Genomic DNA, 24,526 nt, shown 5'->3' with positions numbered 1-24,526 from the left:
CAGTTTTCAAAAACACTCATTTATTTAAGTATAATAGTCGAAATTTTCTTCTCGGTGCATGGCAGGCAATACTTTAAAAATATGGCCCGGAACTTCATAAGGTCTAAGTTCAATATACTGACGCCTTCCTTGCCAAATATAACGATGGTTTGTTAGTAGATCATGAACCATAAAAGGCCTATCTTCACTTATTCCAAGCCTATCTAATGGAATCTCAAGCATCCCGCTTTGCACATTTTCATTATCCAAATTGATAACGACAATAAGATAATTTTTATGGTTTCTATCGTATTTCCCAAAGGCCAATAAAAAATCGTTAGGAATGAAAAAAAACTCCAGGTTGTAGGTGTCTTGAAGAGCCCGGTTATCTTTTCTTATTTGATTGACGAGTGAAATAAAGTCATCGAGCCGGTTTCGTTCGACGGCAGACCAATTTTTAATCTCATATTTTTCAGAATCTCTATATTCCTCTTTCCCCTCAATTGCATCAGAGAGCATCAATTCAAAAGCCGGCCCGTACATGCCGTAATTGGAAGATAAGGTAGCCGCTAAGAGAAGCCTTGATTGGAAAGAAGCCTTGATGCCGACCTGTAAATGTTCAGGCAGAATGTCCGGGGTGTTGACCCAAAAATTAGGCCTGAAATAGTGACGCATCAAAGGCCCGGTCAATTGCTTTAAATACTCTGTTAGCTCAAACTTAGTCGTTCTCCACGTGAAATAGGTATAAGATTGATCAAAGCCAATTTTGGCAAGCCTTTCTCTTACTTTCGGTCTTGTAAATGCCTCGGATAGAAAAAGCACATCATTAGACTCTGCTTTTACCTCTCTTATAAGCCACTCCCATAAAGCAAAGGGTTTTGTGTGGGGGTTGTCCACCCGAAATATTTTAATCCCTTGAGACACCCAAAATAAGACAATGCTCAAAAGTTCCTGAAAGAGCTCTTCTTTATTTTCTAAGGTAAAATGAAAGGGAACAATATCTTCGTATTTCTTAGGAGGGTTTTCAGCATATTGAATCGTTCCATCAGGGCGCCATTCAAACCAACCGGGGTGCTCCTTAATGTAGGGGTGATCGGGTGAGCATTGAAAAGCTAGATCAAGCGCTATTTCAATCCCATGCTTTTTAGCTTCCTTTATAAGTTTTTTGAAGTCTTCCAAAGTCCCAAGATCTTTATGAATGGCTTTATGAGCTCCATCTTTACCGCCAATCGCCCATGGCGATCCCGGATCGTGAGCTTCTGCTGTAAGCGAATTATTTTTCCCTTTTCTTTTGGTTTTTCCTATCGGATGAATAGGCGGAAAATAAAGAACATCAAATCCCATCTTGGCAAGCCTTGGGATTTCTTTTAAGACATTTAAAAAAGTGCCATGTTTTTTGGAATCATTTGTACATGACCTCGGAAAAAGCTCATACCAAGTGGAGAAAAGAGCTTTTTTACGTGCTGTTTCAACCCTCAAGACCCCCGATTTTGTGACCAAAGATTTATCTAGAGGAAGTAAGTCGAGATTTCTTTGCAAGTCTTCTGAAAAAACAAGAGCTATTTTTTCTGCTTCTCTTGTTTTACCCTCTAAAGCCTTAACGATCTTTTGGAAGAAGTCTTTTTTAGAAGATTTTTTACCCAATCTTAGAAGAATATTAGCTCCGATACGAAACTCTTCTTCAAGATCTAATCCAGCTTCTCTTTTTTTCTTAAAATCTTTTTGCCAGGAGCCGAATTCATCAACCCAGCCTTCTATAAAAAATTGATAGTTTCCTAACTTTCTTGGAAAAAAAGAGCCTTGCCAACGATCATTTGAGAGGGGTTTTAAACTTGTTTGCTGCCATTTACCTTCTTCCTCATGCTTATAATAAAGCCGCGAGGCAACCCTTAAATGGCCATCTGTAAAGATATCCGCTTCGACAAAGCACTCCTCATCAATCACCCCTTTAGCCGGAAAATCACCATGATTGACTTCAGGCGTAACGTTTTCAATGATGACGCGTTTAAATTCTTTTGCTTTCATTTTCGAATTCTTTCGTTAGAATAAGGAGGTCAAAAAAACAAATTAAAAAATATAATTGATATATAACGCACTCTCTTTAAAAACTCAAAAGGATAGAAAGAAATAAGTCTAAAGGCGGCTTGTTTGGGTATGGGATAATTCATTTTTTAGAAGAGCTATCTCATTTTTTTTTCGCTCTTCAGTCCAATGGAAGTTTTTGGCGAAAATACCGGCTGCATGCTCTATTGTTTTATCTGAAATAGGTGTTAAATAAGCTTGAGGGGTACGCCTATAAAACCAATCGCAAAGAGTTTTAGCATGTTCTTTTTGAATGCTATAGATAAGTTCTCTCTCAGAATAGGAAGAATCCCCTATAAGTGGAGAAGTTTCCCTTTCAGTTGCAGTCTCATAATTGACTCCAGCAAAATCTTTTTCCTCTATTTTCCTATCCGGGAATAAAGATTTTAAAACATCTTTTGCTATGAGATGGTGCGTTGTGTATTTACCTCCCACGACAGAAAAAAAAGCCGGTTCTATTTCCTCAATCTTATGATCGCGGCTTGCTCTATAGGTATCTTTGTTCGTTGGTATAAGAGGTCTTAAACCTGCAAATTTCGAGACAATCTCAGATGTCTTAATCGGATTTTGTTTTAAAAGAGAATTAGCTGATTCCAAAAGGTATTTTTCTTCTTCCTCATTGACTCTAAAATCCTTAGTATTTCCAGATGCTTCCGTGTCTGTTGTGCCAAGCAAAGTATGATTCTTCCAAGGGATCAAAAAAATGACTCGGCTATCGATGTTGGAATGAAAGAGGATGGCTTCATTGGATAGCGTTCTATTAATGACAAGATGCGATCCCTTTGAGGGTTTAACAAGAAAGAGAGAGCTTTTAGCAAGATGTGCAAGCTCATTTGCAAAAGACCCTGTAGCATTAAGGATAATTTCTCCAAAAGCCTCGCCTTTCTCTCCTGTTAAAGAATTTTGAAACCGGACTCCCTTTATAAAACCTTCTTTTCGAATGAACCCAATAACCGCGCTATAATTAAGAAGGGTTGCCCCGCATTTTTCAGCCTGAAAAAGGAGGTCAAAAACAAGACGGGCATCCTCCATTTGGGCATCATAATAAAGGCATCCTCCCTTTAGACCCTTTTCATCTAAAAAAGGAAATCTTCTTAAAGCTTCTTCTCTTGATAAAAACCGGTGCTTTGGAAGGTCGCTTCCTGCAAAAAAGTCATAAATTTTGAAGCCTAATCTTATTAAAAAAGACGGCCATTTATTAGATGTATAAATTGGGTAAAAAAAAGGAAGAGGCTTTACAAAACGGGGGTGGATTTTTAATAAACGGTTTCTTTCACGAAGAGATTCTCTAACTAGTTTAAAGTTTCCAGTTTCAAGATACCTAAGCCCTCCATGCGCAAGCTTCGATGTCTTTGAGCTTGCGCCGGATGCAAAGTCCTCTTTTTCAAGCAGTAATACTTTTAAAGAGGAAGAAGCCGCCATCTCGGCAATGGCAGCCCCTAAAATGCCGCCCCCAATAATAATAAGGTTGTAATTTTCTTTTAACTTAGTGAACAAGCTAAATACTTTTCCATCTTGTAGCAATTGCGGCATCTTGGCTCATAGCACTCTTCTCCCCCAACTAAAACTATCGGGTCGTCATAGCCGGCGGGCTCTCCATCAATAAGCCGCTGCGTAAAATTAGCTTCATTGCCGCAAACCATGCAAATAGCCCGTAATTTTATAACTTCATCGGCATGAGCCATTAATGTCGGGACAATTCCAAAAGGCTCTCCCCTAAAATCTAAATCGAGGCCGGCTACAATTACCCTTTTTCCATTTTCTACAAGAAAATCAATAATTTGAACGGTTTCAGGCGGAAAAAACTGAATTTCATCAATCCCGACCACATCCACACTTTCAGAGGTTAGACGGATGAGGGTGTCAAGCCCCTCCTCGCAAGAGCTTATCGGGTGTGCCTCACGAAGCGCCCCGTCGTGACTAAAAATACACTTATACGATTTTCTATTGTCGATTTCATGCTTGATCGTGATGACCTTTTTTTTAGCGTATTCCGCTCGTCTTAGGCGATAAAGAAGCTCTTCTGTTTTGCCAGAAAACATAGACCCTGCAATAACTTCCAATTTTCCTTTAGATTTCTGAATCATTTCCGCAACTTTAATTTAAATTTTTTTTATCTAATCTACGATTATTTCTCTCGAATTTTGATACCAGTCCACTTTTATCTTTGTCAATCTAAACTCAAAAAAGTTATAATTGGGACAAATAAAAAATTTTGATTTAACCGGAGTAAAAAATGCCAGATAATTGGATTGAAATGTCTTCATGGATTTTAGTGAGCATGTCCCTGCTCGGCAATTTTTTTGTCATTCAAAAAAATGTTATGGGTCAATGGCTTTGGACCATTGCAAATGTGGGCTGGGTCGCATACAACCTTTATAACGGTATGACCTCCCAAGCTTTCCTTTTCGGAATTTATTTTATCATGAGCGTTTGGGGTATTCTCTCCTGGACAAGAGAAATAAGGGCATTGCAAAAAGCGAAAGCACAAGGTTAAATTTTTCTTTATACCCGATTGCACCTAATCCACGGCCAAGTGCCGCAAGGTGTCAATAGATTTTTTAGATTGAAGGCAATGCGGGGGCATTGCCGAAAGACAAAGATGAAAAAAATATGTACTAATTGTGAGCAAAATGCCTCTTAAGTATAAAAGCACGCACGGAAAAAGGGGTTTGTAATCAAAACAATGTCTTTATTTAACCTTCTAAATAGGGCGATCGATTAGTCGCTTGAGAATTCATTTTAAATTGCATCTCGCTATTTTTCCTGACTCGCCAAACTCTCGAGTTTGGCTTAAGTCATGAAAATTAAGCATCTACAACTTTAAAATGAATCCTCAAGCGAGATTTAGGAGCAATCAAGGGTTAAAAATATTTAAAATAGCGTTTTTCTAAAGAAACGCTATTTTTTTGAATCCCTTTCTTTCTTTCTCTCCTCTCTTATGCTTCGAAAAATCTTTAACGCATAAAGCACTTCCCTAAAAATTATCAAAATTCCAATCGGGATTAAAATCCAACCTATGCCCCTAATGGCAAGCTGCATAATTCCAAGGATCAAAAGAGTTATTCCTATCGCTAACAGGATAACCCCTGTTTGCTCAGCCAAGGTAACTTGTCCTAGTTTTTTTAAATCATTAAAAACAGGAGAACTCCAAATATCGAGGATTTTTTCCCAATTAAAGTAAGAGGCAAGTACACCCATAGCTAAGATAAAGAGGATGACATAAAGAGAAATTGAAAGCGGGATGGGGTAAAGATCTATTAAAAGCATTTTTAAGCCGACAAAAGCTAAAAGGAAAATAAGGCTGTAGCGTAAATAATAAAACTTGTTTAAGGCATGGGCTAAAACAAAATAAAGCGATCTTAAACCTAAGATGGCAAAGACATTTGAGGTGAAAACAATAAAAGGATCTTTTGTAATGGCAAATATTGCCGGAATTGAGTCAATTGCAAAAAGGATGTCGGTTGTTTCAACCACAAGCAACGCAAGAAAGACAGGTGTCATGTGAAGCACCCCATCTATCCTTACAAAAAAATGATCCTCATGTAATTTCTGAGTCACCGGCATGACTTTCTTCATTAATTTGGTAAAATAGTTCTTATCGGGATCGATTTCCTCTTTATGCATAAAAAGCATTTTGAAAGCTGTGATCAGGAGTAAGACTCCGAAAATATAATACATGAAGTGGAAGGCATTTAAAAGGGCGAGGCCAAGCAAAATCATAATCAAGCGAAAGACAATAGCCCCAATAATTCCATAAAAAAGAACTTCATGCTGATATTTAAGAGGGATTTGAAAGTAGCTGAAAATGAAAGCTATGACAAATATGTTGTCAAGGCTTAAAGATTTTTCAACAATATAGCCTGTAAAGTATTGTAGAGCAGGTGTTGCGCCTCCTAATCCCCCAGATACAAAACCAAATAAACCATATTCATATAAGAAATAGATGAACACATTAAAGAGAAGCGCAACAAAAATCCAAATAAGCGTCCAAAGCAAGGAGTGGCCAAGGGTCGGCTCTTTTTTATTCCTAGTCATGAGAAGATCAATTGAAATTAACCCAATGATCCCGGCAATAAAGCCGATCCAAAACAGTACTTGCATATTCTAAAATCTCAAAAATTTTCTACAGCTTAGCTTTTCTTATCAAAAAAAGAGGAAGAAAAACAGACTTTCTTTAGAAACCAAGTTACTTAATTATAAGGGTTTTAGGCTAATCCCCCTTTACAAACTCTTAATTTTAAAAAAGTTAAGAATAAATATAAAAAAAAATTTGATATAATTAAATTAAATGGGTGTACAAGGATGAATGCATCTTTGTTTATCACCCGTATGTGGAGGAATGATTATGAAATACGTGGATCTCATCGCAGCAGTTTTGCTGATCATCGGAGGTCTTAACTGGGGTCTTGTTGGACTCTTTGATTTCAACTTGGTGTCGTTCCTGTTCCATAGTTTCCCCGAAGTTGTAAGAGTCGTCTATGTCCTTGTGGGCTTAGCCGGTCTTTGGGGACTTTGGAAGCTTTTTAGCTGCAATAAATGCTGCACCTAAGATGAAATAGAAGCATCCTGACGTTAGTTAGGGTGCTTCCTTAAGTTAGGACTTGAGAATCTTGGATAGCTTTTCCGGCTATCCACCCCGTTGTCCAAGCGGCTTGAAAGTTAAATCCGCCTGTGACCCCATCTATATTTAAAATTTCCCCGGCAAAATAGAGATTCTTAGCAAGCTTGCTCTCCATTTTTTTAAAATTTACTTCGGAAAGCTTTACTCCCCCGCACGTTACAAACTCGCTTTTATAAGGAGTCTTTCCTTTCATGCGATACACGTCCATCTTTAGAGTGAAAAGAATTTTCTCCAATAAGCTCTTGGACACATGATTCCATGTGGTATCGTAAGAAATGCCCGCCTTTAAGATAAGCTCCTTCCAAAGGCTCTTAGGCAAATGAAAAAAAGAATCTAAAATGACTGTTTTTTTTCCATGATTCGTCTTTCTATCCTCAAGCTCTTCTCGAATTTTTCTTTCCTCGCATCCGGGGAGCCAATCGATAAAAAAATCGGTTTCATAATCTTTTAAAGCTAAGGTCATGGCTTCAAAGCTTGATAATTTGAGTATGGAAGGTCCGCTAAAACCTCCGTGGGTGATTAGTAAAGGCGCATCAAAACGGTGCTTGCCGTTTTTTAAAGAAGAACCTGCAAGCTCAACTGAAACTCCGGCTAGTTTTTCCAAAGGAAAATCAGGAACATTAAAGGAAAAAAGAGAGGGGCAAAGAGGGTCTATCGTATGTCCGAACTCTTTGGCAAGTTGATACCCTTCTTTAGAAGACCCTGTAGCTAAAAGAAGAGCTTTTGTCTTTATAAAAGACCCGTCAATAAATTCTAATAAAAAACCCTCGTCTATCCGATCAGCTTTTTTAAGGCGTTTTTCTAAAAGAATTTCAACACCTGCATCATTAGCCGCTTTTTTAAGGGCCTCTACGATAGTGCTGGAATCATCTGTAACCGGAAACATCCGCCCATCTTCTTCCACCTTTAATTCAACCCCTCTTACTTTAAACCAATCGATGGTGTCTTTTGGCTGGAATCGGTGAAAAGGGCCTAAAAGTTCAAGACCCCCTCTTGGATAGTTTTGAATCAGAACTTTCGGATCAAAGCAATAATGGGTCACATTGCATCTGCCGCCGCCGGATACTTTAAGCTTGGCTAGGGGGGCTCTTGTTTTCTCAATCAAAAGGACACGGCCTTCGGCTAAGCCCTCTTTGCAAGCAATGCTTGCAAAGAAACCGGCAGCCCCGGCTCCAAGGATTACGGCGCTTACAAATTCATCATTCATTTTGCATCTCTAAAAAAAATAAAAAAAAAGTATACGCATTTTAGAGGTTAAAAAAAAGAGCGGATTTAGTATGAAGGGAGAGACTCTCAACAACTGCCTAATACTTTTATTTAAACAAAAAGCCAACGACACCTCGCCAAAGAAAAAGAGTTCCTTATGTTTAAATTATTACCATTTACTTTTGCCGCAAGCCTTTTAATGGTCCAAGACGCTAACTCCCATGAAGGGCATAGTGAAAAAGGTCATTATGTTGAAATAAGCACTGATAAATTAAAAACAGTTATCGAAAATGAAAAAAGCTTATTGCTAATTGATGCCAGGCCTTCCCGCTATGATGACGGTTTTCGCATTCCCGGAACCCTTTCTCTTTCATTTGATGCAAGCGAGGAAGAAATTCAAGAGAAGCTCCCTCATAAAAATAGTTTAATTGTCCTCTATTGCGGAACGAAGAAATGCCCGACAAGCAGGTTTCTTGCCGATCGCCTTGTGATGATGGGATACGATAATGTTTACAGATACTCAGGCGGTCTTGAAGAGTGGCGAAAAGCTAAGCTTCCTCTTGTCTCAAGCAATGAGAATTAGACAAGATGGAGAGAACTTTAGCAGCTCTACTTTTAACCCTTAGCCCTTGTTTTGCTTTTTCGGAATCAAATTGGTATGGCTCTCTTTTCGGAGGGGCTAATTTCCTTGATTTTAGCTCTCGGGACTATCAGGTGGATTTAAGGACGGGCTTTGCTTTTTCAATAAGCGCAGGCTATGTCTTTCCTTCCTGTCTTATTTTAGAAGTTGAAGGTTCGCAAAGATACAATTCTATTAGGGAAGCAAGATTTAGCGAAGAGCCCTTGACAATTGATGGGCACGTAAGCTCGACTGCTCTTCTTGGCAACTGTCTATATACCTGTAAATTTTTCAAGCCTTATTTATTAAGCTTAACCCCGTATTTTGGTTTTGGCCTTGGATTTGTAAATAACCAAGTGAAGCTTAAGAATGAGATTTTTCATAAAAAAGCGACCCAAAACTCTTTTGCTGCCCAAGTAATTTTAGGCCTTTTCAAAAAAATAAATCCTTATTGGGATGTCAGCTTGGAATACCGATTCTTCGATTCAAGACTTAATGCAAAAGAGCATACACTTGGTATTAAAACCATCTTTTATAAATCCTGATTGCTATAGAAAGCCTGAAATTATTCTTCAAGCATAGAAAAGTTATCTTCAATCCGGGTCTTCTCTTTTTTTAATTGAGGATGGTTAAGATACCTTCCAAGACCTGCTAAAACCTTATCTACATGAGGGTGCGAGTTCTCAATAAAAATTTCAAACTTATTTTGGGTTCCGCCGATAACAGTTCCCATGACAAAGGCTCCTTTAACCTTAGTTTCCATGGTTTCTTTTGAGAAAATGGGCGTGTTTTTATTTGAAAATGGGATTTTAAGCTGGTGCATAAGAGAGAGATCTGCTTCAAAGCCTATAGATTTTACCACAAAATCATTAGGAAGGATAAGCCGTTTCTTTTTTTGCAAAACGGTCGCTTCCCCTTCCCTAATCTCTTCTAAAACAGCACTGCAAAAACAATTGATCTGCCCATTTTTTATTCTTCCCATTAACTCGGAAAGAATCCAATATTTAATAGCTTTTTTATCAAAAGAGGCTTTTCGATGAACCAGGGTGACAAAAGCGCCCGCATGAAAGAGTCTTAAAGAAGCTTCTGCAGCGGAGTTTTTTCCGCCAACTACAAGAACCTTTGACTTAAAAAAAGTGTGAGGATCGATAAGCGTGTCATAAACAAAGGCAAGATTCTCACCCGGAATTTTTAATTTGCGGGGAAATGTTAGACCCCCTTGCGCAAACACAAGGGCTTTAGATGAGTAGGATCCTTTAGTCGTTTGAATATCAAAATGCCCGTTTTGCCTTTTTAACCCCGTCACTGCCTCAAAAGTATGGACATCGAGCTTATTGTCTAAGCAATAGTTTCTAAGATACGCTAAATACTCTTCCCTTGTAGCTTTCTCTTGAGAGGGAGTCTCAAAGGCCTTACCGTAAAGACTGATCTTTTCCGGGGAGCTAAAAAATCTTGTTTGCGGAGGATATTTATAAACCGACTCGCCAATCTGACCCTTATCAAATTGAATGAAATCAACGCCCTTTTTTTTTAAACACCCCGCAAGCTCAAGCCCTATCGGCCCGGCTCCAATAATGGCAACGGAAAAGCTATTTTTTATATTTCTCATAAAGCGGTCTCTTTATCCCTAGATAAAGCAACCTTTGACTATTTTTCAAGACTCTCAATAATTTGTGTCTTCTTTTTTCCAATGCAGCACGTTTTAAAAAATTCTACTTTTAATGAACCGTCAAGCAAGACCTTCCAACCCTCGTTTGTTCTTGAAATCACAAGCCCCCCTCTTAAACATCTATTGAAAACATTTTTTAAATCGCGCGTCACAACATAAACAGGTTCATTTTCCTTAAAAGTATGATTGGAGTCTAAAAAAAATAAGTCTTTTTGGAAGATGAGATCCTTTGTATCTTTTTTAATATTGATTTTCTTAAGTTCTGCCTCTAATTCCAAAAAAAGAGACTCAAGAGGCTTAAAGAATGCACAAACACTAAGAAGGGTAAGCCTATATAGCGCCGGGCATTCGGGATGAGTAAATATTTGTAAAACAAGTTCGCTTGATTCTGTGTAATTAGATTCACTTTGAGGTCTTGAAGGTTTTCGAAAAAGCTTGGAAAGATTCTTATTTTCAAGGGATGTCAGACTTTTAGTATAAGGCTCTTTCTCATCATAGGTTCTTGCAAGGGCAAGAGAACCCATAAGATTTATATTTTCATAGTCTGTTAATTTAGTCATTGTTTTGAAAAGATCTAAGATAATGTCTCTTTCAGCAAGCCAAGCCGGTAAAGAGGTGCTTTTTTTTCCTCTTGGTGTAATGACTTTTTTTATCTTGGAGGCCACAGAAATAGTGTTCCCGACGATTTTGAAATTTTCCTTTATAAAAGAATCTACAAAAGAGTGTTTTATCAATATTTCCCGAACTTCTTTTGCGACAAGGTTCAAAGAGAGAAGCTCTTCTTTCCCTAAAAAGCTGAAAATATAAGTGATTATTTCTGTTGGAAGATCCTGGAACTTTAAAGGCAGCTCAAGAATTAGTTTTTTCGCAAGAGTTCTTGTTTTCTTATAGGGTTTGTCTTTAGAAACCTCCATAAAAACTGTCAGGACCTGAGAGGCTTTCTTACTAATTGAGGATTGCTTCTCTCTTAAAAGTAAAGAAACTTCAACTCCTTTCCAAGACTTAAGCGTTCTTTTAATTTGATGCCGAAATCTTTTTTTGTCCCTTTCATTATTACCAGGCAAAGAAATTAAACTTAATTTACTTAAATTTGTTTCAAACATTATTAAACCAATCTAAATAACATTGTTTATTTTGTTTTAAATTTATTTTTTTTAATAAATTTTTACAAGAAAAATATAATTTTAAAGTAAAAACATGACGTAAATAAAAAAATTAAATTTTTATTTAGCATAATATTTGAATTTTAAGAGGGAATTTAAGAAAGTTTTTCCATTTGATCTTTTTTTCTATAAGTTAGGAAAAAGATTCCGATCATTAAAAGAGGAATAAACAAATCCATGACCCATATAAAGGGTCCTATGTTGTAGGGGGCATAATTCCCCTTGGCATATTGGATTAAATGGACAATAAGACAACCTAGTAAAAACGAAGCATTTCCGATGAGGGTTGCAAACCAAAAGGATAAAGTTCTTATCCATACGGATAGAAACCCAAGAACTCCAAAGGCGAGATTGGCAGCCGCCACCTCCAATTGAAAAGGGTTGGAAGCAGGCCATCCAATAAGTTCAGCCGTTTTATCCCTAAGAGCTGTATGGGAATAAAAGGCGAGAAAACCCATAATTCCCACATTGCAAAAAAGAAGGTACATAAGAAAAAGGGCTTCAGGAAAAATTCTTCTTCCCTTGAAGTAAAGGTAAAGACCGTGAAGAAAGGCTAAGAAGACAGCAAGTCCGATTAAATAAATTGGGAGCATAACTTTTCCTTCCTGAATTTACCTTAAAAATCTTACTTTTTTTCAACTTATCAAGTAGTATTTGCTTTACATCTTTTTTTAGTGTAAAATTAATTTTTATTAATAAACTTTTTTCTTCTTTTTCACATTTTTTTTATTCATGACAACATTTTTAAGTATCCATTCATTGACCAAGTTTTACGGGAGCCAACCCCTTTTTAAAAATATTTCTTTTACAATTTCTCAAGGAGATCGTATTGGACTTATTGGACCGAATGGCGCCGGCAAATCGACTTTGCTTAAGATTTTGATGGACCTTGAGTATCCAGATGAGGGTCATATCACAAAAAAGCAGCAATTAAAAGTGGCTTACGCAAGCCAATTCCCTGAATTTCCCTCTATTCCGCTTGAAGATCTCTTGGTTTCTGAAATTAAAGAGAAGCGCTCTGAAGAAGAAGATTTAATTCTTAGAACGAGAGCCAAAAAGCTTCTTGGCAAAGCGCAATTTAATGATTTTTACACGCTTGCCAATCTTTTATCGGGAGGATGGAAAAAACGCTTTGATATTGTTCGCGCTTTAATGCAAGAGCCCGACCTTCTACTTTTAGATGAACCGACAAACCACTTGGACTTAGATGGCATCCTTTGGCTTGAAGAGTTCCTGTCTAAGGAGAAATTATCCTATCTTGTCGTAAGCCACGACCGGACCTTTTTAAACTCGATTGCCAATAAGATCATAGAACTAAATTATTTATACCCTCAAGGGGTCTTTGTTAGCGAAGGGGACTTAAACCTCTACCAAGATAGGAAAGAAGCTTATATTGAGGGGGAAGAAGCTAGAAAAAAAGGCCTTTCATCTCAACTGAGAAAGGAAGTTGATTGGCTAAGACGATCTCCGAAAGCTCGAACCACTAAATCAGAAGCCCGGGTTCAAAAAGCCTATCAACTAATGGATGAGCTTGCAGATGTAAAAAATCGTACTAAAGTTAAAAAAGTAGATATTGAATTTTCTGCATCAGAAAGAGAAACAAGAAAGCTGCTTGTGGCTAAAAACCTATCTAAATCCTATGAAGGAAAGACTCTTTTTGAGCAGGCCGATGTCACTTTGTCACCCGGAACAAGACTTGGCATCGTCGGGTCCAACGGAACGGGAAAAACGACTCTATTAAAAATGCTTGCAGGCATGATTGAGCCTGATCTTGGAACGATTAAAAAAGCGCTCGATCTTCAGATCGTCTATTTCGACCAGCATCGCGATGAAGTGGATGGCGATCTCTCCTTAAAGGAAGCTCTTTCTCCCGCAAATGAAATGGTGAACTACCGAGGCCAATTTATCCATGTGAATGGCTGGGCAAAAAAATTTCTCTTCCCGGAAGAAAGGTTGAAAATGCCGGTAAGGTGTCTTTCAGGTGGTGAAAGAGCCCGTATCTTGATTGCAAAATTAATGCTGAAGCCAGCTGATATTTTGTTTTTGGATGAACCGACTAACGATCTAGACATACAAACTCTGGAAGTGATTGAATCAAGTTTGAATGAATTTCCGGGGGCCATCGTTTTAATTTCGCACGACCGAATGCTTATGGATCGGGTATGCAATCAAATTTTGGGGCTTGGTTTGACAAAAGCTCCTGAACTTTTTGCAAGCTATAGCCAGTGGGAAAAGGCGGCCCAAGCTTTTTCAAAACCCTCGCAACCTTCTATCAAACCTAAAGAAGAAATCAAACCTTCTTCACTAAAAAAATTCCCAAAATTAAGCTATAAAGAAGAAAAAGAGCTTGAAGGAATTGAGGGTCAAATTGCAGCAATCGAAAAGAAAATGGCTCTTCTTCAAGAAAAAGTAAATGGCTCGCTTGGAAAAGATGCGGCTCAACTTTATAATGAGCTTGCCGATCTTCAAAAGAACCATGAATCGCTTTTTGAAAGATGGGAATTATTAGAACTAAAAAAGCAAGCCGCTTCATAAAAAATTAAAATTTCTTGTTTACATAAATGATTTTCGTCGTTTAGAAGAAAGTCAAAGAATTTAACGAGGTTAATTTTATGCTAAATTGGGCCCTTATTTTTCTAGTCATCGCAATAATTGCGGCGGTGTTAGGTTTTGGCGGCATCGCAGGAGCGGCTGTTGACATTGCAAAAATTTTATTTTTTGTATTCTTAGTTCTTTTCCTTGTGGCTTTAATCCGGGGCTTAATGGTACGGGGTTAAACTAATCGCTTTTTATTACCCAAAAAAGATATGTTTTTTCTTTTTTGGGTAATTTTATGTTGTCTTGGGAAGAAACAGTTTCGCTATATATTGAGAAATATCAAGACCTTATAAGAAAAACGACTGAACCCCTTCGGCATCATTTTGGTGTCACCTACTTTACCTATCATCATGTACAGCAAAACGGTCATTACTCTGTTTTACTGGACCGCCCCGATTTTGCCGCGCACTACGTTCAAAACGAACTTTTCAAACTCGATCCTTTTTTAAGACACCCCCGCTTTTTTAAATCCGGTTTTTTCCCAATGAGCGAGTTTTTTCCGGGCTCGACAAGGTATCTTCTAGATCAAGAGTATGCGGATTTTTTTAACACCGAACCCGGCTTTATCTATATAGATAAACAAACTGACGGCGTTGATTTCTTTGGATTCGTCGGAGCTTTTACAAAAGAAGAAGTCTTTAATCTCTATGTCAAAAATGCAGGAGTTTTAAAGCGATTCTGTCATTTTTTTAAAAAAGAAATGGCCGGAATTCTAAAAAAAATGAAACTAGACCCCATATTTCTAAGCTATTTAAATTCCAATTTTGATAATGAAGTCCTTTCAATCAAAGATCTTCAAAATAAGGATTTTTTAAAAAAAATTGGCTATGAAAGAGAGCTTCTTTCCTTTTCATCTTTATCTAAAAGAGAAGTTGAATGCCTTCGGTTATTACTTCTTAATAAAACAGCTAAGGAAATAGGGATTTCCCTAGACCTTTCAAGGAGAACTGTAGAGGCTTATCTAGAAAGCGCTAAAGATAAATTGGATTGCTTTTCAAAATCTACGCTTACTCAAAAAGCCCTTCTTTTCTCAGATCTCGGTTTATTTTGATGAAAAACCGTATTTTTTACGGTATTATTATTTTTTTTCGTTTTGCTAGACTAGGAAGCCTATCTTAAAACTTAAAGGTCTCTTATGCAAAATCTATCCGAAACCTCCTTAATCAATTATGTCCTCGAAAGTAATCTCTGTTTATATAAGAAAGCAAATCTTCCCATCCACTCTTTTGGCGACTGCCTATACTCAGAAACCGGGCTTCCCCATCCCCTTCTCAACGGAATCATTTACGGAATGCCAAAACCTAATGAAATAGAACCTTTTCTTTCTAAAGTCATCGAGCATTACGGTCGACAAAAACTTCCTTTTTGCTTTTGGTCGGAATCAAATCTTGAAACGGAAGACTTATCGAATGCCTTACAAAATCACGGGTTTATGCTTTTGGGGAAAATTGCCGGAATGGCCTTAAGCTTTGCTCATTATAAAAAACCTCAAACTCCCCCTTCTAGCAACTTTAAGATTCTTATTGCGAAAGAAAAAAAAGACCAAGAGGCCTGGAACCATGTTGTCACAGAAGTTTTTAGCATTCCCTTTCCTGAAGCTTATGGAAATCTTTTGCATAATAAAGACTCTGTCATCAATGTGATTGGCATAGAAAATGAAACGCCTGTAGCTACAGGAACATTAATCATAGAAAATCAGAAGGCAAATATTTATAACATTGCGACTTTAGAGGCTTTTCGAGGGAAGGGAATGGCTGAATCGATCTTACACTATTTATTTGATCTGGGAATAAAAGAAGGCTTAGACGCTTCGATTTTAACTTCAATGCCTCTTGCAGAGCCTTTATATAGACGAATAGGCTTTGAGCCGTCTCTCTATTATAATCTTTATCTTAAGTCTCTATGAATTGAAAAGGGCCTCCCTAGAGGGGAGGCCTTTTTAAAACCTAAAACTTATTTTCCAAGGAGAATGAAAATCCCTGCGATAAGCGCTAGAAGTCCAAGCACGATTCCTGGAATGGCTATCCCTGCTAATTGAACGATCCCGAGCAAAATAAGATAGATGGCAAGTAAAAGCATTCCAATATTTCGAGTAATCATGAGATAAGTCCCCTTTCAAAGAAAATTTATGAATGTAGACATCAGAAGGTCTCCGATTGTCAATTTTCTTTGAACCTAGCTAAATAAAAACTCTAAGTCAAATAAAATCTTTACCTGCAATTGTTTTTTTGAGCCCTTTTAGCTTGCGGCTGCAATCTGCTCGTTTGCGGCGGCTATTTGCTCGCTCGAATTACTGCTTGCAAAGCGCAAGGCCCATTTCCCTGAGTTATAGCGCCAGAAATAAAGCATAAAGTTTGTCATACTCATAAAGACGATAATCGCCCAAGCAACGCTTGCTCCCTGCTTATGAACGCCAACAAGCCAATAGGCCGGTAAAACATAAGCGATCCAAGGAACAAATAAGCTTGTATAGAAGACAAATTTTGTATCTCCGGCTGCCGTAATAAACCCAAGCAATATCCAAGAAAGCCCGTCAAACAAGAAAAAGAGAGACATTAACAGAAGAGAGATAAAAAACTGCTGCTTAAAAGCATCATCAACTAAAAACTCGGCATGTTCGCTCATGAAGATGTTCAAAAAACCATCTTGGAAGAGGATGGTGCTTATAGCAAAGCAAAAGAAGAAGAAAAAGTGGATGGTAAAGGCACTTTTTAAAACCTTGGGGATGGGTCCAAACCGTCTCGCTCCTAGCAAATTCGAAATAATCGCGCTTGCCGATTTGGATTGAGCCTCGACAACAAAAGAGGAGAGAAGGTAAAAACTTTGAACCATCGCGACAAGCGTCATTTCCTTAACGCCTGTCATATTAACAATCCTAAAGAATATAAAGTGGGCAGTGATTTCTAAGGCATTGCCAAAACCGGATGGACCGCCAATACGTAAGCCCTCCAGGAAATAGGATAAATTAAACTTCAACTTTCCGGTTCTATAAAAGTGACGGTTCTTTGACGACCAGTAGCAAATAAATAAAATGATAAGCTGAATGACTTGAGCAATACCGGTTGCAATGGCAGCGCCCTTAATTCCAAGCGCCGGAAAGTGCCAGTGGCCTTCTATTAAAAGCCAATCAAAGGAGATGTTAAAGAGGTTTCCGACAAGGGCTGCAATTGTGACAATCCTGACTTTTCCAATCCCGATAAAAAAGCCGTTTAAGGCAATCGCCATGCATTGAATGGAACCAAAAAACATTAAGGTTTCAAAATAGGCCGTTTCAAGGAAAATATTATCGCTTCCCCAAAATAATAAAGGGGGCGCAAAAAAAGCTGCGAGAAGGAAAAATGGAGTTAGAAACAAACAAAAGAGAACCATTTGCCAGCTTGCGGATCCAACTTCAGAGAAATTTTTCTCCCCGTTTAGCCTGCCGACCAATACTTCCGAGATCGCAGCAATCCCCATGGGCACTGTTAAAAAAACATAATAAGCAACGGAGCTGCTGGCCGCTGCATTTAAGGCCATGGGATGATGTTGAGATAAGAAGAGGCGGTCTACAAAAATCATGAATGTAGACGAAATTAGACCAATCATGAGAGGCCAGGCAAGAGCCCAGAATTCTCGTTTGGTGCCGACCGGATGCTTAGTTAGTTGGTATGAATGTGCCATTGCCCCGAATAATTTATGATTTTAAAAGAAAAATTATAACAAACACACACTTAAAAAGTCAATTTATTATTTTAAAATAAACTTTCTAAAGCAACTTTTATTAATCTCGAGTTTTTTAGCCTTATTACCCCCAAAATTCACCTAAGTTCCTAGGGAAAAAAAGCCGATTCGGCTCTGATCAATCTCCTTTATTTCATTGAAGAACATAAAAATTAGATATATTTTATATATTTATTATTTTAAGGCAAACAAATTCATTAAGAAATCTTCTTTTCTATAAAATTAGTCAGTTTAGATAACGTTAAATAAGAGGTTTATCAACCTGCTGATTAATTAATCACTTCCCTCGTGGCCATGGTATAAATCTGATCAAAGTTAGATTTATTTCCGGTGCTGTAAGGCAAAATTCGCTCAGCTAATTTTTCTGCCGTCCAGTAATGGAGATCAGTACACCATTTGTATGAATGGTATGGGGCAAAAAAAGCTAATAGGCCAAAGCAAAAAGACCCTCCGGCATTAATCGTTCGAGTCCAGCATCCATCCAATTGGTACCTAAACCCTAACGCTTGCCTTGAAGTAAAAGCGGTTAATAGGGCGTAAAAAATCGTCTTTACAAAATTGACGATGGTCATAATCAAGCGCTCCGGAACTTCGCTTATTAACTGAACCCCGAATTGAACCCTGGTCCCATATGGAGCCTCACTAAAAGGGATAAAATCACAAGCAAACATCAAATAACCTTTTGCAAACGTAACTTAAGAAAAAAACCGTATCATCAACGTTTGATTATACGGTATTGATTTTGATAATAAGCTTGGTTTAAAGTTCTATGGCAATTTCCATTTTATTTGCATCTAATAGGTTTCTTGCCATCATTGCACTAGCATTTTTGCGCAATTGGTGAACGTTGTTTTGCCAAGTGCATTGTAAGTTAAGAGTTTTTAAAGGGATAAATAGATTAAGCGGCGTTAATAGAATACTGCCTGCCTCATAAATTGAAGACAGGGCCGAATCAACAAATTGAATATTAAACATTCTAGATTGACCGCATGCAAGAAGAGCTATTAAGCCATTAAAGAAGGCTTTAGCTAAATTTACAATAATTGTAACGATTCGTTCCGGAATTTTTGAAATTTGGAAAAATCCTATTTCTACTCGATCAATATAGGGCGTTTTTTGCCAGGGCACAGAAAAATCTAAAAACATACAATATTCCTTTTACAATTATTAATTAACGATCATTCCATTTAGGATAAGAGATCAAGAGAGCTTTTCATCAATCAAGCACATTTTCTAAAGTAGTTTAAGTCAGGGCGGCTATTTTAGTTTGCCATTCTATTGGACGAATGGATGCTAAAATAACAGAAAAAACAAGATAGCAGAGGACCTGTTATTAGTAAATCTTAACCAATTTGTTATACATTTGTGTTCTCAAGAATGAATAACAAAGAAAAGAGAATCATAAAAAAATCATCCGAACATGGCTCTTACAAGACCAATAACGGCTAAGACCTATTTCCTGAAATTTGCATTGAGGAGATAAAATCAGAAAGCATAACTTCTTTTGAGAAACTAAAGAAAGAATTGGCTTACTCCTCAGAATCTCCAAAAAGCAAACGCTCCGGCATATCTTCAAACTCGACTTCATGGCCTTTAAAAGTTAAAATCCAAACCCGGTCAAAGACCGATTTATACCACTTTTCAGGAGCTTGATTCGCCCCTAAAAGTCTTGCAATCGCAGGAATTCCATGATGGTCCCAACATATGAGAACCAATTTATTTTCATAGTCAGGGTTAGAGAGGATTTCTCTTGTCATTGGCACCAAGTCTTTGCCTCCATATCCGCTAAGAATGGAAATTCCAAGGCTTTTTGCAAGCGGAGCTACCGTTTCAATTGGACGTAATGAAGGGGTTTCTTTAGTGGCAGCTCTTGCATAAATTGCAACCGGCATACCGCTACGATTCAGCTTCTCAGTTCCAATAAAAAAGGGCGCTAGACAAGCTGCTCTTTCCTGCCCTTTTAAGTTAAGATGAGTTCCATGCTGGGGCTTCTCGGCATGTCTTATGATCATCACTTGGCTTGGCCTTGAAAACGCTTCCCCTTGGAGCAAGGCAAGCATCAAAAAAAGAAAATAATATTTCATATCTTAAATAGTGAATTCCTGTAAATGTTTAGGAATAACTACATTCCATCCAAAGGCGTCTTCAATTCTTGCCTTTAAAGCAAGCGCTGATTCAATATCGCCATGGGTTAAAAAAACAAGCTTTGGGGCTTTTACAAATTTTTTTAACCAGCCTAAGATTTCTTCATAATCCGCATGACTTGATAAACTATCCACGTATTCTACTCGAGCTCGAATGGGAATCATTTCTCCATGAATTTTTACTTCTTTAGCCCCATCTAAAATCTTTTCTCCCCGGGTCATGGGCGCTTGAAAACCAACAAAGACGATGGTATTTTCAGGCTTAGGTCCATGATATTTGATATGATGAAGAACTCTTCCACCCTCTGCCATTCCGCTCGCCGAAATAATGATTTTTGGCTTCGTGTTAAAATTTAGCTGCTTGGATCTGTCTGATGTTTGCACATATTCCGCAATTTTACAGACTTCAGCTGCGGTTTCCCGGCTTAGTTTATGCTCTGAAAGGTGCTTAAGAAGAATATCTGTGGCATCTTGGGCCATTGGGCTATCTAAATAGATCGGGATATCGGGAATTGCACCCTCTTTCCTTAAAAGGTAGAGGATGTAAAGGATAGTTTGCGTTCTGCCGACAGCAAAAGAGGGAATAAGAACAGTTCCTCCCTGCTTCGCAGTTTTTCTTATGATGGCGCCCAATTTTTGAATAGGATCTTCTTTTGTATGCTTTTTATTTCCATAGGTAGACTCTAGAACAAGAACGTCCGCGACTTGAATCTCAGCCGGCTTTTTCATGATAAGGTCTTCAGGCCTTCCTAAATCGCCGCTAAAAACAACAACTTCAGAGTCAACATTAAACGTAATGATGGCGGAGCCTAAAATATGGCCTGCACGACTCGCATGAAAAGAGAGCTCATCTCCCAATTGATATTGAGTGCCGTAATCGATCGTTTTAAATTGTGTTAAAGCTTGCATGGCATCTTTTTCTGTGTAGAGCGGCAAAGCCGGCTTATGCTTTGAAAAGTCATACAAGTTAGCAAGGTTGGCATCTTCTTCTTGAAGCCTCCCGGAGTCTTTTAATAAAATTTCCGCTAAATCAACGGTCGCTCTTGTGGCATAAATCGGACCTCTAAAACCTTGCGCCACAAGCCTCGGGATATAGCCGCTGTGGTCTATATGAGCGTGTGTTAAAACCACGGCGTCGAGGGTTGTAACATCGGCAGGAAAAGGAGCCCAATTCTGCTCTCGCAATTCCTTTTCTCCCTGGAAAAGACCGCAATCGATCAGAATTTTCCTATTAAAGGTTTTAAGAAGATATTTAGAGCCGGTAACGGTTTCCGCCGCCCCTAAAAATTGTAATTTTGCCATACCGCGATAACCTTTTACTACTGCTAGAATTTCAAATGGTATAAACAAAATCTCGATTAAATCTAAGAAGAATTCAATCTAAACAGAAAATTCTTTTTCTATGTTTTTTAAAAGCTTTTCAAGTGAAAGGCTTGTCCTTAAAAGAGGCTTAAATAAGTCTCCTTTCTTTTTCAATCTTGGAATCATAGTTTCTATCGTAAAAAGAGAAGGTTCTAAACCTTTCCTGACTTCTTTCCATTCAAGAGGCGCTGCCACTTGTGCTCCCTCTACAGGCCTTACGGAATAAGCAGCCACAACTGTTTTGGTCCGCCCATTTTGCAAATAATCAATGTATACCTTTTTCTTACGTTTCTTCGGGTCTCGAAGTAAGCTTGTCTCATCAGGAAGTTTATCATTGATAAGATGGGCTAAAAGTTTTGCTATGTTTTCTACATCATCGTAAGAGTATTTTGCCTGGAGCGGCAAATAGACGTGAAGCCCTCTTTTCCCTGAAATTTTAGGATAGCTTTTCACTTTTAAACGATCCAAAATTTTCTTAACTTCTTGCGCAACCGGGATTACAGCTTCAAAAGGAAGATCTGCCGGGTCTAGATCGATCACTAAATAATCCGGTTCATCAATATGCTCAAAGCGGCTTAAGAAGGGGTGGATTTCAATGGAACCTAAATTTACTATGTAGAGAAGGCTTTTTAAATCATTGGCAAGTAAATAACGAATGGTCTTTTCAGAATGTTCAACTTCAACAGTCGGCATCCAGGCGGGTGTAAATTCAGGTGCTTCTTTTTGATAGAAACTATGCCCTTTGATCCCGTTTGGAAAGCGTTGTAGAACAATTGGTCGGTCTTTTAAATGCGGAAGCATGTAAGATGAGACTTTTTCGTAATACTTTAGAAGATCTTCTTTAGTATATCCCTCTTTTGGCCAGTATACTTTTTGGGGGTTTGTGGCTATTTCTTCAATAACGTTATTTTTTTCGTTTTTTTTTTCGAGTTTATCTGTTTCAGTTTTGGACAACGGCTCTTCGCGTGTAATTTTTTTTGGCGCTTTATCGACTCGGACCCCATGAAAAATGGGTTGTCTCATAATCCCCTCCTTGGTCCATTCCTGAAAAGAAACTTCCACTACAATTTTAGGTTTAACCCAAAGGACAGAAGCATTAGCTTTAGGTTTTATTTCAAAAGGACATTTTTCCTGAATGATGGGAGCTAAAAGCTCTTCCATCTCTTTTAAGGATTTTTCGTTAAAGCCGCCCCCGACATGTCCGGCATAGACAAATTTATCTTTTTTATAGTAGCCGACAAGAAGCGCTCCTAAATGTTTACGGCTTCCCTTTGGGGAGGTGAACCCCCCGACAATCACTTCTTGCATTTGATGGGTTTTAATCTTAAGCCAGTTTTTAGATCTCTTTTCTATGTAGGTGCTTGAGCTAAGTTTTGCGATGATGCCTTCAAGATCCTTTTTTTTAGCTTCTTTAAAAAAAGGGACTCCTTTCTCTTCAATATGATCGCTATAAATAATTCTGCTCTTCTTAAAAACCTTATCTTCCAAAACTTCTTTTAGAAGCGTTTTTCTTTGGATCAAAGGAAGCTCTTTCAGGTCATATCCATCATAATACAAGATATCGAAGACATAGTAGCATAAAAAACCCGTGGTGTCTTTGGCATTTAAATAATTTTGAAGCATTTGAAAATTAGGCAGGCCTTCTTTATCAAGGACAACGACTTCTCCATCAAGAATCATTTCTTTTTTGAATTTTTTTAGATCATCGACTATCGGGGCAAATTGATGATTAAAAGAAAGGTGATTTCTCGAGTAGAGCTCAACTGTCTTTTTATAGATTTCAGCAATAGCCCGATAACCATCCCACTTAACTTCAAAAATCCATCCTTTTTTATTAAAAGGTTCTTCGACAAGAGTGCCAAGCATGGGGTTTATCAAATGAGGCATCTTGGCTTTTTTGCCTTCAATTAGGGGGGGGTCAATGGTTCTATCAGATATGACTGATTGGTCTTGTTTTGTAATGTCTTCTTTTGATTCATAAGAGTCGCTTTTTTTTATGAGAAGCCATTCATTCTTTTTTTCAGAAGAAGCCAGTCTAACAAGTGAAAACTCCCCTTTTAACTTATGCCCGTGAAGAATAAAGGTAAGTTTTCCTTTTTTTAAAGCTTCCAACACCCCTTTATCTTTATTTGGACCCGTCACATTTTCAGGTTCATAAGTCCCGTTATCCCAAACGATGACTTTTCCGGCTCCATAATTTCCTTCAGGAATCGTCCCTTCAAATGAACCGTAGTCAAGCGGATGGTCTTCAACCTCGATGGCAAGTCTTTTTACTCCCGGGTCAAGCGACGGTCCCTTAGGTACTGCCCAACTCTTTAAAACCCCGTCCGCTTCAAGCCTTAAATCATAGTGAAGCCTTCTTGCATCATGCTTTTGAATTACAAATGATAAAGGGCTTGAAGTCTTTTCCTTTTTTTTAGGCTTAGGTTCTTTTGTCTTGGTAAAATCCCGTTTTGCTTTATAAGCTCTTAAGCCCATTGATATCTCCTTAACGCTTTCTTGCGCTTACGGCTTTTTTTACCGGATGGGGATAACTCTTTAAACTCTCTTTTAATTTTCCCATTAAATCATGAACACCCCTCAGCGGAGCTTCTTTCTTTTTAGCTTTTACTTTCTTACCCTTTGTTTTTTCATCAATAATAGCTTGAATCATCTCGGCATAGGTGTCTTTAAATTTCTCAGGCTTAAATTTTTCCGTTAGCTGGTTGATTAGCTTCAAGGCCATTTCCATCTCTTTCGAATCAATTTTGGCTATCGGTAATTCAATTTCATTAAAATTTCTAAGCTCGCTTTCATACCGAAGCTGATTTAAAATAATTCCTCTTCCGTAGGGTTTTACAATTCCAATATGTTCTCTTGTATGCATTACATAAGTCACAACGCCGACTTTTTTTGATTTCTTAAGAGCATCGGCTAGTAAAAAGTAAGCTTTGGGGGTGCCTTTCCCGGGTTCAAGAAAATAAGGTTTTTCAAAGTAAACGCTATTGACCTCTTCTTCTTTGATAAAATAATGAATCTCAATTGTCTTTGTTCTTTTGGGGTAGATTTTTGCAAAATCTTCGTCGGTAATAACGACATATTCCCCCTCTTGCACCTCATAACCTTTTACGACTTCCTCGTAGGGGATCTCCTTTTCTTCTGCTTTACAGATTTTGGCATACCGTATAGGGGATAAATCTTTTTTATGAAGCATATCCAAGCTAATGCCGCCGCGTTCATTGACGCCGGAATAGAGATTTACAGGGATGTTAATAAGGCCAAAGCTTAAAGAACCGGAAAAGAGCGCTCTCATGGATAATCTCCTTAACTTTTTGAAATGCTCAAAATAAGGGACTTACAAAGTATAAGGGGGAATGGATA

24 protein-coding genes are annotated in these 24,526 nt (G+C 38.0%); 8 read left to right on the top strand and 16 right to left on the bottom strand.

The annotated features are described in order from the left end of the window. Window positions 1–24: 24 nt before the first annotated feature. The 3 genes from CSEC_RS02205 to CSEC_RS02195 form a co-directional block, all read right to left on the bottom strand. A complete protein-coding gene (locus CSEC_RS02205; protein WP_041016796.1) occupies window positions 25–2,004 on the bottom strand; it encodes an alpha-1,4-glucan--maltose-1-phosphate maltosyltransferase in 1,980 nt (659 codons plus the stop codon). Window positions 2,005–2,112: 108 nt separating this feature from the next. Then, on the bottom strand, window positions 2,113–3,594 hold the full coding sequence (locus CSEC_RS02200; protein ID WP_079977948.1) for a glycerol-3-phosphate dehydrogenase/oxidase: 1,482 nt from the start codon (window positions 3,592–3,594) through the stop codon (window positions 2,113–2,115). Continuing rightward, on the bottom strand, window positions 3,543–4,148 hold the full coding sequence (locus CSEC_RS02195; protein WP_041016795.1) for a thymidine kinase: 606 nt from the start codon (window positions 4,146–4,148) through the stop codon (window positions 3,543–3,545). Before CSEC_RS02195 ends, CSEC_RS02200 begins: the two co-directional genes overlap by 52 nt. Window positions 4,149–4,297: 149 nt before the next feature. On the opposite strand from CSEC_RS02195, the gene CSEC_RS02190 reads away from it, so the two are divergent. Then, on the top strand, window positions 4,298–4,558 hold the full coding sequence (locus CSEC_RS02190; protein ID WP_041016794.1) for a nicotinamide mononucleotide transporter: 261 nt from the start codon (window positions 4,298–4,300) through the stop codon (window positions 4,556–4,558). 404 nt (window positions 4,559–4,962) lie between these two features. Here the strand turns inward: CSEC_RS02190 and CSEC_RS02185 are convergent, their stop codons facing one another. Continuing rightward, a complete protein-coding gene (locus CSEC_RS02185) occupies window positions 4,963–6,165 on the bottom strand; it encodes a TerC family protein (protein ID WP_041016793.1) in 1,203 nt (400 codons plus the stop codon). Between the two features lie 205 nt (window positions 6,166–6,370). Between CSEC_RS02185 and CSEC_RS02180 the strand changes: the two genes are divergently transcribed. Next, window positions 6,371–6,613 carry a DUF378 domain-containing protein gene (locus CSEC_RS02180; RefSeq protein ID WP_336884490.1) on the top strand — a complete coding sequence of 81 codons (243 nt, stop codon included), beginning with the start codon at window positions 6,371–6,373 and terminating at the stop codon, window positions 6,611–6,613. A 40-nt stretch (window positions 6,614–6,653) separates the two neighbouring features. Here CSEC_RS02180 and CSEC_RS02175 read toward each other — a convergent pair whose 3' ends face one another. Further along, entirely contained in the window at window positions 6,654–7,892 is a 1,239-nt protein-coding gene (locus tag CSEC_RS02175; RefSeq protein WP_041016791.1) for a BaiN/RdsA family NAD(P)/FAD-dependent oxidoreductase, read from the bottom strand. A gap of 156 nt (window positions 7,893–8,048) precedes the next feature. On the opposite strand from CSEC_RS02175, the gene CSEC_RS02170 reads away from it, so the two are divergent. Then, window positions 8,049–8,474: a rhodanese-like domain-containing protein gene (locus CSEC_RS02170; RefSeq protein WP_041016790.1), complete on the top strand. Its 426-nt coding sequence runs from the start codon at window positions 8,049–8,051 to the stop codon at window positions 8,472–8,474. 5 nt (window positions 8,475–8,479) lie between these two features. After that, on the top strand, window positions 8,480–9,055 hold the full coding sequence (locus CSEC_RS02165; RefSeq protein ID WP_041016789.1) for an outer membrane protein: 576 nt from the start codon (window positions 8,480–8,482) through the stop codon (window positions 9,053–9,055). Window positions 9,056–9,075: 20 nt separating this feature from the next. On the opposite strand, the gene CSEC_RS02160 is transcribed toward CSEC_RS02165, so the two are convergent. The 3 genes from CSEC_RS02160 to CSEC_RS02150 all read right to left on the bottom strand — a co-directional run bounded on the left by CSEC_RS02160 (window position 9,076) and on the right by CSEC_RS02150 (window position 11,935). Continuing rightward, on the bottom strand, window positions 9,076–10,119 hold the full coding sequence (locus CSEC_RS02160) for an NAD(P)-binding domain-containing protein (RefSeq protein WP_041016788.1): 1,044 nt from the start codon (window positions 10,117–10,119) through the stop codon (window positions 9,076–9,078). A 38-nt stretch (window positions 10,120–10,157) separates the two neighbouring features. Next, the gene (locus CSEC_RS02155) at window positions 10,158–11,282 is read right to left on the bottom strand and encodes an F-box-like domain-containing protein (protein WP_041016787.1); all 1,125 of its coding nucleotides are present in this window, start codon (window positions 11,280–11,282) and stop codon (window positions 10,158–10,160) included. Window positions 11,283–11,437: 155 nt separating this feature from the next. Beyond that, on the bottom strand, window positions 11,438–11,935 hold the full coding sequence (locus CSEC_RS02150; protein ID WP_053331697.1) for a DUF6790 family protein: 498 nt from the start codon (window positions 11,933–11,935) through the stop codon (window positions 11,438–11,440). Window positions 11,936–12,101: 166 nt separating this feature from the next. On the opposite strand from CSEC_RS02150, the gene CSEC_RS02145 reads away from it, so the two are divergent. The 4 genes from CSEC_RS02145 (at window position 12,102) to CSEC_RS02130 (ending at window position 15,846) form a co-directional block, all read left to right on the top strand. Then, window positions 12,102–13,877, top strand: a complete 1,776-nt coding sequence (locus CSEC_RS02145; RefSeq protein ID WP_237559196.1) for an ABC-F family ATP-binding cassette domain-containing protein — start codon at window positions 12,102–12,104, stop codon at window positions 13,875–13,877. A gap of 77 nt (window positions 13,878–13,954) precedes the next feature. Beyond that, the gene (locus CSEC_RS12940; protein ID WP_041016785.1) at window positions 13,955–14,119 is read left to right on the top strand and encodes a DUF1328 domain-containing protein; all 165 of its coding nucleotides are present in this window, start codon (window positions 13,955–13,957) and stop codon (window positions 14,117–14,119) included. 56 nt (window positions 14,120–14,175) lie between these two features. Further along, the gene (locus CSEC_RS02135) at window positions 14,176–14,991 is read left to right on the top strand and encodes a helix-turn-helix transcriptional regulator (RefSeq protein WP_041016784.1); all 816 of its coding nucleotides are present in this window, start codon (window positions 14,176–14,178) and stop codon (window positions 14,989–14,991) included. An 84-nt stretch (window positions 14,992–15,075) separates the two neighbouring features. Beyond that, the gene (locus tag CSEC_RS02130) at window positions 15,076–15,846 is read left to right on the top strand and encodes a GNAT family N-acetyltransferase (protein WP_041016783.1); all 771 of its coding nucleotides are present in this window, start codon (window positions 15,076–15,078) and stop codon (window positions 15,844–15,846) included. 47 nt (window positions 15,847–15,893) lie between these two features. Here CSEC_RS02130 and CSEC_RS13315 read toward each other — a convergent pair whose 3' ends face one another. The 8 genes from CSEC_RS13315 to ku form a co-directional block, all read right to left on the bottom strand. Then, window positions 15,894–16,040: a hypothetical protein gene (locus CSEC_RS13315; RefSeq protein ID WP_202593678.1), complete on the bottom strand. Its 147-nt coding sequence runs from the start codon at window positions 16,038–16,040 to the stop codon at window positions 15,894–15,896. 138 nt (window positions 16,041–16,178) lie between these two features. After that, the gene (locus tag CSEC_RS02125; RefSeq protein WP_041016782.1) at window positions 16,179–17,600 is read right to left on the bottom strand and encodes an MATE family efflux transporter; all 1,422 of its coding nucleotides are present in this window, start codon (window positions 17,598–17,600) and stop codon (window positions 16,179–16,181) included. 329 nt (window positions 17,601–17,929) lie between these two features. Then, the gene (locus CSEC_RS02120; RefSeq protein ID WP_041016781.1) at window positions 17,930–18,331 is read right to left on the bottom strand and encodes a hypothetical protein; all 402 of its coding nucleotides are present in this window, start codon (window positions 18,329–18,331) and stop codon (window positions 17,930–17,932) included. Between the two features lie 88 nt (window positions 18,332–18,419). Then, window positions 18,420–18,806 carry a hypothetical protein gene (locus tag CSEC_RS02115; protein WP_041016780.1) on the bottom strand — a complete coding sequence of 129 codons (387 nt, stop codon included), beginning with the start codon at window positions 18,804–18,806 and terminating at the stop codon, window positions 18,420–18,422. Window positions 18,807–19,189: 383 nt separating this feature from the next. Then, on the bottom strand, window positions 19,190–19,744 hold the full coding sequence (locus tag CSEC_RS02110) for a hypothetical protein (protein WP_079977947.1): 555 nt from the start codon (window positions 19,742–19,744) through the stop codon (window positions 19,190–19,192). Between the two features lie 3 nt (window positions 19,745–19,747). After that, a complete protein-coding gene (locus CSEC_RS02105) occupies window positions 19,748–21,106 on the bottom strand; it encodes an MBL fold metallo-hydrolase RNA specificity domain-containing protein (RefSeq protein WP_041016779.1) in 1,359 nt (452 codons plus the stop codon). 78 nt (window positions 21,107–21,184) lie between these two features. After that, on the bottom strand, window positions 21,185–23,644 hold the full coding sequence (gene ligD, locus CSEC_RS02100; protein WP_041016778.1) for a DNA ligase D: 2,460 nt from the start codon (window positions 23,642–23,644) through the stop codon (window positions 21,185–21,187). A gap of 10 nt (window positions 23,645–23,654) precedes the next feature. Continuing rightward, on the bottom strand, window positions 23,655–24,458 hold the full coding sequence (gene ku / locus CSEC_RS02095; protein WP_041016777.1) for a non-homologous end joining protein Ku: 804 nt from the start codon (window positions 24,456–24,458) through the stop codon (window positions 23,655–23,657). Window positions 24,459–24,526 lie beyond the last annotated feature (68 nt).

Origin of the sequence: Criblamydia sequanensis CRIB-18 (assembly GCF_000750955.1) — a bacterium.
GTDB lineage: Bacteria > Chlamydiota > Chlamydiia > Chlamydiales > Criblamydiaceae > Criblamydia > Criblamydia sequanensis.
Note: the sequence above shows the minus strand (reverse complement) of the source record. Positions and strands in the feature narration are given on the sequence as shown.